13 protein-coding genes and 1 pseudogene are annotated in these 9176 nt (G+C 28.4%); 9 read left to right on the forward strand and 5 right to left on the reverse strand.

Annotated elements, in window-relative coordinates; all coding sequences use genetic code 11:
- From Q0V09_RS04775 to Q0V09_RS04795, 5 genes are all read right to left on the reverse strand, one after another.
- Positions 1-669, reverse strand: a 669-nt coding sequence (locus Q0V09_RS04775) for an NFACT family protein (protein ID WP_297487419.1), incomplete at its 3' end; no start/stop codon positions are given.
- The gene (locus Q0V09_RS04780; RefSeq protein WP_297406975.1) at positions 669-1340 is read right to left on the reverse strand and encodes a MarR family winged helix-turn-helix transcriptional regulator; all 672 of its coding nucleotides are present in this window, start codon (positions 1338-1340) and stop codon (positions 669-671) included. The genes Q0V09_RS04775 and Q0V09_RS04780, both read right to left, overlap by 1 nt.
- A gap of 2 nt (positions 1341-1342) precedes the next feature.
- Positions 1343-1984 carry a ribulose-phosphate 3-epimerase gene (gene rpe, locus Q0V09_RS04785; protein WP_297406980.1) on the reverse strand — a complete coding sequence of 214 codons (642 nt, stop codon included), beginning with the start codon at positions 1982-1984 and terminating at the stop codon, positions 1343-1345.
- 69 nt (positions 1985-2053) lie between these two features.
- Positions 2054-2944: a ribosome small subunit-dependent GTPase A gene (gene rsgA / locus Q0V09_RS04790; RefSeq protein ID WP_297406978.1), complete on the reverse strand. Its 891-nt coding sequence runs from the start codon at positions 2942-2944 to the stop codon at positions 2054-2056.
- A 9-nt stretch (positions 2945-2953) separates the two neighbouring features.
- Positions 2954-3655, reverse strand: a complete 702-nt coding sequence (locus Q0V09_RS04795; RefSeq protein ID WP_297487421.1) for a PASTA domain-containing protein — start codon at positions 3653-3655, stop codon at positions 2954-2956.
- Positions 3656-3809: 154 nt separating this feature from the next.
- Between Q0V09_RS04795 and hpt the strand changes: the two genes are divergently transcribed.
- The 9 genes and pseudogenes from hpt to polC all read left to right on the forward strand — a co-directional run.
- Positions 3810-4334 carry a hypoxanthine phosphoribosyltransferase gene (gene hpt / locus Q0V09_RS04800; RefSeq protein ID WP_297408001.1) on the forward strand — a complete coding sequence of 175 codons (525 nt, stop codon included), beginning with the start codon at positions 3810-3812 and terminating at the stop codon, positions 4332-4334.
- A gap of 16 nt (positions 4335-4350) precedes the next feature.
- A complete protein-coding gene (gene rsmA / locus Q0V09_RS04805; protein WP_297408003.1) occupies positions 4351-5142 on the forward strand; it encodes a 16S rRNA (adenine(1518)-N(6)/adenine(1519)-N(6))-dimethyltransferase RsmA in 792 nt (263 codons plus the stop codon).
- Positions 5143-5228: 86 nt separating this feature from the next.
- Positions 5229-5474: a DUF4911 domain-containing protein gene (locus tag Q0V09_RS04810; protein ID WP_297408004.1), complete on the forward strand. Its 246-nt coding sequence runs from the start codon at positions 5229-5231 to the stop codon at positions 5472-5474.
- Between the two features lie 18 nt (positions 5475-5492).
- Complete coding sequence (locus Q0V09_RS04815; RefSeq protein ID WP_297408006.1) at positions 5493-5732, forward strand: KH domain-containing protein; 240 nt, start codon at positions 5493-5495, stop codon at positions 5730-5732.
- 20 nt (positions 5733-5752) lie between these two features.
- On the forward strand, positions 5753-6280 hold the full coding sequence (rimM, locus tag Q0V09_RS04820; RefSeq protein ID WP_297487423.1) for a ribosome maturation factor RimM: 528 nt from the start codon (positions 5753-5755) through the stop codon (positions 6278-6280).
- Positions 6281-6283: 3 nt separating this feature from the next.
- Positions 6284-7009, forward strand: coding sequence for a tRNA (guanosine(37)-N1)-methyltransferase TrmD (trmD, locus tag Q0V09_RS04825; RefSeq protein ID WP_297407346.1), 726 nt, complete (start codon positions 6284-6286; stop codon positions 7007-7009).
- Entirely contained in the window at positions 6999-7517 is a 519-nt protein-coding gene (locus Q0V09_RS04830) for a gamma carbonic anhydrase family protein (RefSeq protein ID WP_297407344.1), read from the forward strand. The genes trmD and Q0V09_RS04830 overlap by 11 nt, the downstream gene beginning before the upstream one ends.
- Positions 7518-7524: 7 nt before the next feature.
- On the forward strand, positions 7525-8088 hold the full coding sequence (locus tag Q0V09_RS04835) for an RNA methyltransferase (RefSeq protein WP_297407342.1): 564 nt from the start codon (positions 7525-7527) through the stop codon (positions 8086-8088).
- A pseudogene (gene polC / locus Q0V09_RS04840) lies at positions 8089-9176 on the forward strand (PolC-type DNA polymerase III); the annotation flags it as partial.

Raw genomic sequence — 9176 nt, forward strand, 5'->3', positions numbered from 1 at the left:
ATCTAAGAAAAGCTTAGGTGAAATAGAATCTTTTAAAATAGAAGTTAATTTCTCATAAGATGATAGATTTTTAACAAGAAGTTTTCCCATACCTTCAACATTTTTAATGAGAGTATTATTTTCTTTTTCAATATTAAAATCTTTTTCTGAAAGAAGATTAGGATCAATTTTTAAATCAATTGTTGGATTTGAATAATCGATTCCAGGGAAAAGCACTCTTGCTGAATTTTCTTCTAAAGAAAATCTTTTAATAGAATCAATAACTTTATTGTTTGAATCTGTTAAAACTAAGTTAGAATGTTTTCCCATCATTTCAAAATATAGATTGAAAATTTTAACCTCTCCAAGTTCATTTAACTTTGAGAATTTAAAAATAAGAATTCTGTCAAAACCAATTTGTTCAATAGAAATAAGTGATGAACCACTTATTTGTTTTTTTAGATTTAATGAAAAAGTAGTATTTTCATCTAAAAGATTCTCTTCCTTTTGATCAGATAGGTAGCATAAAGGAAGAGATGAAAAACAAGAGAAAATAAGTTTTTGTTTTCCAAAATTCATACTTATGGCAAGAGAGCTAGTTTGAACAATTTTATTAACTCCTTTACCTTTTAAAGTAGTTTCTAATTCATCTTTTATTTTATTTAATGAAATACCATCAATATATAGCATTAATTTTCGACCTTAATTCCTACTAAATTTTTAGCATCTAAAAGATTAACTTTTAAAATAGATCCATTTTCTTTTTCAAGAGCTACCTGATCTTTATCTTCAGATTCAACAATTGTAACAACAGTATAATGTTCTATTCCATTATTTGAGAAATAATCTTGAATAATTGGAGTTCCTTTAACTTCTATTATAGAAACTAAAGTTCCAATAGGAAATTCTCCAACAGAGTTTGGTTTGAAAAATTCTGTTTTATTTTTTAAATTTTTAAGAATAAGCTCAAAAGTATCAGTAAAATGTTCTAAATCTTCTGAAGGAATATTCTCAGTTATTGTTGAAATTATATTTTTATGATAAGTATTGTGATAATTAAGAGCTTCTAATCCTTTTTTAGATAAAGAAACATAAACTTTTCTTCTGTCTGCATCAGAACGAACTCTTTCAATAAATCCTTTTTCTCTTAATTTAGTAATAGCAACAGTTGCTGTTCCCATAGTAATACCTAGTCTATCAGATAACTCATTCATTGTTAGGGAATCTTTCCCAACAGCTTCTATAATATGTAACTCAGTATGAGTTAAGCATTTAATACCTCTTTTTAAAGCTAAGTCTTCTGTTTCGTAAAATAATTTATAAAAGTTTTCTAAAACATCATTAACTTTATTTATATTCATAGTTACCTCTCCTTTAAAGAACTAATTCTTTCTTTGTAATCTCCAGAAAAAACATATGATCCTGCAACAAATATGTTTGCTCCAGCTTCAATACATTCATCTATAGTTTTATTTGTGATTCCTCCATCAATTTGAATATCAACAGTTGAATTCATTAGATGAACCTCTTTAATTTTAGCTATAGTATTCTTAATGAATTTTTGACCTCCAAAACCTGGATTAACTGACATAATTAAAACCATATCAAGATCGTCAATAACATATTTAATAGCTTCAACAGGTGTTGCTGGATTTAAAGATACACCAGCTTTGATACCGAATGATTTTATAAGTTGAATAGTTCTATGTAAGTGTTTTGTTGCTTCTGCATGAACAACAATAATATCGGCCCCCGCCTTAACAAAATCTTCAACATATCTTTCAGGTGATTCAATCATTAGATGAACATCAAAAACTAAATTTGTTTTATTTCTAATTGATTTAACAACAGGAGCACCGAAAGTAATATTAGGAACGAACATACCATCCATAACATCAATATGAATATAGTCTGCACCAGCTTTATCGATTGCAATAACTTCATTTCCAAGTTGGCTAAAGTCTGCTGAAAGTATAGATGGAGCTATTTTAATCTCTTTTTTTATCATTGAATTTCACATCCTTAAAATTATTTAACTAAACACCTTATTTCTCAAGAATTATAACATATTTTACTATTTATATCTATTCCAAAGGTCATTTTTTGATTTTTCATAACAACGTTTATAAAATTCGTATCTTTCTACTGGGATATCCCCTTTTTCCACAGCATTTTTAATAGCACAATCAGGCTCATTTATATGAACACAATTATTAAATTTACATCCTTGATCAATTTTAAATTCAGGGAATAAAGAGATAAGTTCTTGAGCATCAACAGTTTCAGGAATCTCAATTGAAGAGAATCCTGGAGTATCAATAGCAAAACCTCCATGAGTAAGTGGTAAAAGCTTACTATCTCTTGTTGTATGTTTACCAGCTCTTAATCTTTTACTTGTTTCACCTGTTTTTAAATCTTTATCCTCTTGTAATAAGTTAAGAATACTAGATTTTCCAACTCCTGATGGTCCACCAAAAGCTGTGATTTTATCTTTTATAAAAGATTCTAATTCTTTAATACCAGTACCATCAACTGTTGAAATATAGAAAACAGGAATATTGATTTTATTTAAATAGGCTAATTTTTCTTTAATTTCTTGGAATTCCTCTTCTGTTAAAAGATCAATTTTATTGATAATTAAAATAGGATCAATTTTATTATATAAGCTATTAAGAACAAGAATATTAATTCTTTCATAATCAATAACTGGATCTTTTGCTGCAAATTGAATAACTCCATAATCAATATTTGCTACAAGGGGTCTTCTAAGAAGATTTTTTCTTGGCTCTACTTTTGTAATAAATCCATCATTATCAAAAACTACATGATCTCCAACAGCACAATTTTCTCTTTTGTCAGATCTTTTTAATAGACCTCTTAATTTACAAAGGTATTCATTACCTTCACTTTTTATATTGTAAAATCCTTGGATTTTATTAATAACTATTCCTTCTATGGGACTCACTCTCCTTAATTAATAACTTACAACCATATCTATAATAGTACCAGCATGAACTGTTTCTCCAGTATGAGTTGCTTCAATAACAATTCCTTTTTCTAAACCAGGTACAACTTTTTCTGTAATCTCACCAATAATTAAACCTTTACTTGTAAGAGATTTAGTAGCTTCATCAAGTGTAAATCCAATTGTGTCAGGAACTTCAATAGATGATTGAGTATTCGATTTACTTAATAAAAATGAAAGACCAATATCTTTTTTTATTAGACTTCCTTCAGTGGGATTAGTGGCTATTATTGTATTGTAAGGTAAGTTTGATGTTGTATAAGTTATTTTCTTAATTTTAACACCATTTTTATGTAAATCAGGTAAAACATTTACTAAATTATTATTAATAAAATCAGGAATTTCATAATTGTCTTCTCCTTTACTTATCCAAACTCTAACATCTCTTCCTTCCTTAACAGTTTTTCCAGCAGAGGGATTTTGCATAAAGATAGTGCCAGCAGGGAAGTTTGAAAATTGACTTCCAGCATTAACAATTGTGATCTTATCAACAGATTTTATTTGTTTGATGTCACTTAACGTAAGACCTACTAAATTAGGTAATGAGTAGAATCTTTCATTGAAATAAATTTTTAAAAATATATTAAAACTAAAAAAACATATAAAGATGATAAGGATACCAGAAACGAGGTACGCCAAATACTTTTTCATCCTTTTCCTCCTATTAAAAACTAAAGAATAAAGCATTATAAATGCTCTTAAAATAATAACACATGAGCATTAAAATATCAATAACTACTTGATAAATAGTAGGTTAAATGATAGAATGTTATGTAAACTATTATTTAAAATTTAGGAGGGAAAAATGGATTACACAATAGAGAAAATGATTTCTGAAGATGAGCTGCAAAAGAGAATAAAAGAGGTAGCAAAAGAGATAGAGAGAGATTATAAGGGAACTGATCTTATCTGTATTGGACTATTAAAGGGATCAATAATGTTCATGGCTGATCTATTAAAAAATGTAGAGTTAGATTTAGCAATGGATTTTATGAAGGTATCTAGCTATCATGGTGGAACAGATAGTACAGGTGTAGTTAAAATATTAAAAGACGTAGATGAAGATTTAACAGGTAAAGATGTACTTATTATAGAAGATATAATAGATACAGGATTAACATTAGAATCTGTAAAAAAATTCTTAATGTCAAAAAAACCAAAATCTTTAAAAGTATGTTCTTTATTAGATAAACCAAGTAGAAGAAAAGTTGAAATGGTTGGAGAATATATTGGATTTGAAATTCCTGATGAGTTTGTATTAGGATATGGATTAGACTACGATGAAATATATAGAAACCTTCCTTATATAGGGAAAGTAGTAAAAAAATAGTAATTTAGGAGGTATTATGTCCTTTAAACACAAAAAGAAATTTGGACAAAACTTCTTAACAGATCAAAACGATGTTTTGAACAAAATTATGGAAGTTTCAAATGTTCAGTCAGATGAACATATAATAGAAATTGGACCTGGAGAGGGTGCTTTAACAGCTCTTCTTTTAGAAGCTGCTGAAAAAGTAACTTGTATTGAAATTGATACAGATTTAGAAAAAATATTAAGAAAAAAGTATTCTGATAATTCTAAATTTAATTTAATAATGCAAGATGTATTAACAGTTGATTTAAAAGAGGTTATTAAAAATGGAAGAGTAGTGGCAAATATTCCTTATTATATAACATCACCAATTATAAATAAAATAATTGAACATAGAGATTTAATTAGTGAAATGTTTATAATGGTTCAAAAAGAGGTAGCAGAAAGAGTTTGTGCTAAGTCGGGTAAAGAGAGAAGCGTTTTAACTTTAGCAGTTGAGTATTATGGGGAAGCAGAATATCTATTTACTATACCTAAAGCATTTTTCACACCACCACCAAAAGTGGATTCAGCCTTTATGTCTATAAAGTTTTATAATGATAGAAGATATGAAGATAGAATTGGGGAAGAATTATTCTTTAAATATGTTAAAGCAGCATTTTCAAATAAGAGAAAAAATATAATTAATAACTTAGCAACATTAGGTTATTCAAAGGATTATATAAGAGAAAAATTAGCAGTACTTCAAATTCCAGAAACAGAAAGAGCTGAAAATCTAACAATTGAACAATTTATAGATTTAGCAGAGTTATTTGAAGAAAAATAAAAAAGTTTTTTTATGAGAGAGGCATGAAAAAAGAGGGGTAAAATCTGATTTTTGAAAGCCTCCTTTTAGCTTAAAAGGAGTTATATATGGGAAGTAATAGTTATGAGTTTAAAATAAAAACCAAACGTGAGGATATTGATTTCATTAATAAAATTATGGAAGCTTATGAAGGTGTAGGAATAGTTAGAACAAAAGATGCAAATGCAGGAGACTTAACAATAGTTTCAACAACAGATTTTAAAGATGATGTTAGAATGATTGTTGAAGATTTAAATGCGAAATGGGTTATGGCAGAAATAGTAGAAGAGGGACCTTGGTCTGGAGAACTGTAAAATTAAGGGAGGAATCAAATGGAAAAGTTAGAAATATTAATTAATTATATTATTGGGGAATTAGTGGAAACTAAAGAAGGAATAAGAATAAGTTATGAATTAATAGATGATACAGTAACATTTAAAGTAAGTGTAACTCAAGGGGAAATGGGAAGAGTAATTGGTAAAAATGGACTAACTGCAAATTCTATTAGAGGAGTTATGCAAGCAGCAGGAGTAAAAGATAGATTAAATGTTAATGTGGAGTTTGTAGATTAATAAAATGGAGGTAATTTAAAATGGAAGAGTTATTATCAGTTGGTAGAGTTTCAGGAACTCATCATTTAAAAGGAGCTGTTAAAGTAACTTCAAATATTGATGGAATAGAAGTGTTAGAAGGAAACAGAGTAATGGTAGAATTATCAACAGGTGAGATAAAAATATTAACTGTAACAAAGGTAGCCCCAATGGTTGGGAAAAAATGGACTATGGAGTTTAAAGAAATAACAAATAAAACAGATGCTGGAATCATTCAAAATGGTGTTATAAAAGCTAGAAGAGATATTCTAGGAATAACAGAAGAGGAGTTCTTAGCAAATGATGTAATTGGAATGAAAGCTATAACAGAAGAGGGAGAGTTATTAGGTGAGGTAGTTGATGTTTATGAAACTGCAGCTCATGATATATATGTTATAGAGGATGAAGAGTATGAAACAATGATTCCTGATGTAGATGTTTTTATTAAAAAATTAGATTTTGATAAAAAAGAGATCTTAGTTTCTATAATTGATGGAATGAGAGAAAAAAAGAGAGAGATTAAGGAGTAATTTGTGAAAATTAATATATTAACATTATTTCCAGAGTTTTTTGATTCTTTTAAGAGTCATAGTATTATAAAAAGAGCTGTGGAAAAAGAGCAAGTTGAAATAAATATAGTTAATATAAGAGATTTTGCTGAGGGGAAACATAAGCAATGTGATGATCTTCCTTTTGGTGGTGGAGCTGGAATGGTTATGAAGCCAGAGCCATTAATAAAGGCTTTAGAAGAACATAAAGGGAAGGTGATATATACATCACCTCAAGGAGTTCGTTTAAATCAAGGTTTAGCGTGTGAACTTGCAAATGAAAAAGAGATAACTATAATAGCAGGACATTATGAAGGTATAGATGAGAGAGTAATAGAGAGTAGCGTAGATTTAGAGATATCTTTAGGAGATTTTGTATTAACTGGAGGAGAGTTGCCAGCTATGGTAATATCAGATTCTATAATTAGATTGATTCCTGGAGTAATAAAGAAAGAATCATATGAAAATGACTCTTTTTATAATGGATTACTTGATTATCCACACTATACAAGACCAGCAGAATTTAATGGAATAGAGGTTCCAGAAGTTTTAATGTCTGGTCATCATAAAAATATAGATGAATGGCGTTTAAAAGAGAGCTTAAAAAGAACATATAAAAGACGTCCAGAACTTCTTGAAAATAGAGTGTTTTCTAAGTTGGAAATAAAACTATTAAATCAAATAAAAGAGGAGTTAAATAATGATATATAAATTAGGTGATTTAGTTCCAAAAATTGGTAAAAATAATCATATAGTTGAAAATTCATCAATAATTGGTGCTGTGGAAACAGGTGAAAATGTAACTATATGGTTTTCAGCAGTTTTAAGAGCTGATATGAATAAAATTGTTGTTGGTAATAACTCAAATATTCAAGATAATACAACAGTTCATGGAGATACACCTTTTCCTGTAATAATAGGAGAAAATGTAACTATTGGTCATAACTGTGTAATACATGGATGTGAAATTGGAGATAATAGTATAATTGGAATGGGATCTGTTTTATTAAATGGAGTTAAAATTCCTAAAAATTGTTTAGTGGCAGCAGGATCGTTAGTAACTACAAAATTAGTTGCAGAGGAGGGAGATTTAATTGCAGGATCTCCAGCAAAAGTTTTAAAGAAATTATCAGGTGAAAATGAAGAGTATTTAAAATATGCAAGTAAAGTTTATACAGATAAAATAGAAACATATAAGAAACTAGAAAAGATAGGGTAGGTATAAGATGAGAAATTCAATATATTTAGGATTAGTACATTCACCAGTTTATAACAAAAGAGGAGATATAGTATGTACATCAGTAACAAATTTTGATATACATGATATTTCAAGAACTTGTAGAACATATGATGTAAATCAGTATCATATAATTGTATCTGTTGATGCTCAAAAAAAATTATCTGAAAGAATTATAGGGTATTGGCAAGAAGGTATGGGAGCAGGATATAATAGAGATAGAGAAGAAGCTTTTGGAAGAACAAGAGTTTATGAATCTATTGAAAGAAGTATAAAAGAGATAGAAGAGAGAGAAGGAAAAAAACCTTTAATAATTACAACATCAGCAAAAACTTTTTCAAATTCAATAAGTTATAAAAATTTATCAGAAAAAATGATGAATGATGATCAGCCATATTTAATCCTATTTGGAACTGGATGGGGATTAATAGATGAAGTTATGGATATGTCAGATTATATACTAGAGCCAATTAGAGGAAATTCTGATTATAATCATTTATCAGTTAGATCAGCAGTGTCTATTATATTAGATAGATTACTAGGAGAAAAATAATTGAGACGAGAGATTAGAATCAAGCCTCAAAGAAATATTTTTAAAGAGATGGGGATAGACAACATAGAGATCACAGAAATCATTTTTAGTGAAAGAAACAAAAAAATGGATATGCTGTGTGTGGTGTCTACCCCACATGATTTAATTGGACTAGATAAGGCTTATGAAAATTTGAAAAAAAAGTTTGGAAGTGAAGTGGATATTGATTTTAAAGTAAGTTATTTATGTAAAGAGATATCTAAAGAAGATTTTTTAATGATTGTTGAAAAAGTAATAGAAAAATTGAAAAAAACAAATGCAATATCAAAATCTTTTTTATACTTATACAGAGTTTCTGTGGGAGATAAAAGTGTAAATATAGAGCTTAAAAATGAGATGGCAGTAGAAACACTTTATAGTTCCAATGTAAATGGAAAGATTGAGAGTTTATTAGAAGACTATGGAGTTAGAGGGTTTAAAGTTAATTTTAAATCTGGAGATTTTGATGCAGAAGTAAAAAATATAGAAGATGATATAGAGAAGCAAATTATAACATTGACAACTAAGGCTGATATTGAAAGGGAAAATGTAACTAAGGTTTCAGAAACAGCAAAGGTTGAGATAAAATCAGCTGTATCAACAGGTAGAGGCGGATTTAGTAAAAAGAAAAGCATAAAAAGTCCAAGTATGCCAATTTCAGAATTTAAAGAGTTAATAGAAAATGAGATAGCTGTTGTAGAAGGAGAACTGTTTGCAACAGAAGGAAGAGAGTTAAGAACAGGAAAAATACTTCAAGTCCTTAGAATAACAGATGGAGAAGATTCTATAACTGCAAAAATATTCTTAAATAATCGTGAAGAATTTGATGTTAAGGTTGGAGATTTTGTAAAAATTAGTGGGAAAAAACAGATAGATAGTTTTGAAAATAATGAAGAAGTAATTCTTGTTAATATATTAAATAAACTAGATAAAACTAAAGCTAAAAAAATAGATACAGCAGAAGAGAAAATGATAGAGCTACATACACATACTAAAATGAGTGAGATGTGTGGAGTGGAAGATGTAAAAGGGATTGTGGGACGAGCTATAGAGTATGGTCATAAAGCTGT

Origin of the sequence: uncultured Cetobacterium sp., assembly GCF_947039425.1 — a bacterium.
Taxonomy (GTDB): Bacteria; Fusobacteriota; Fusobacteriia; order Fusobacteriales; family Fusobacteriaceae; genus Cetobacterium_A.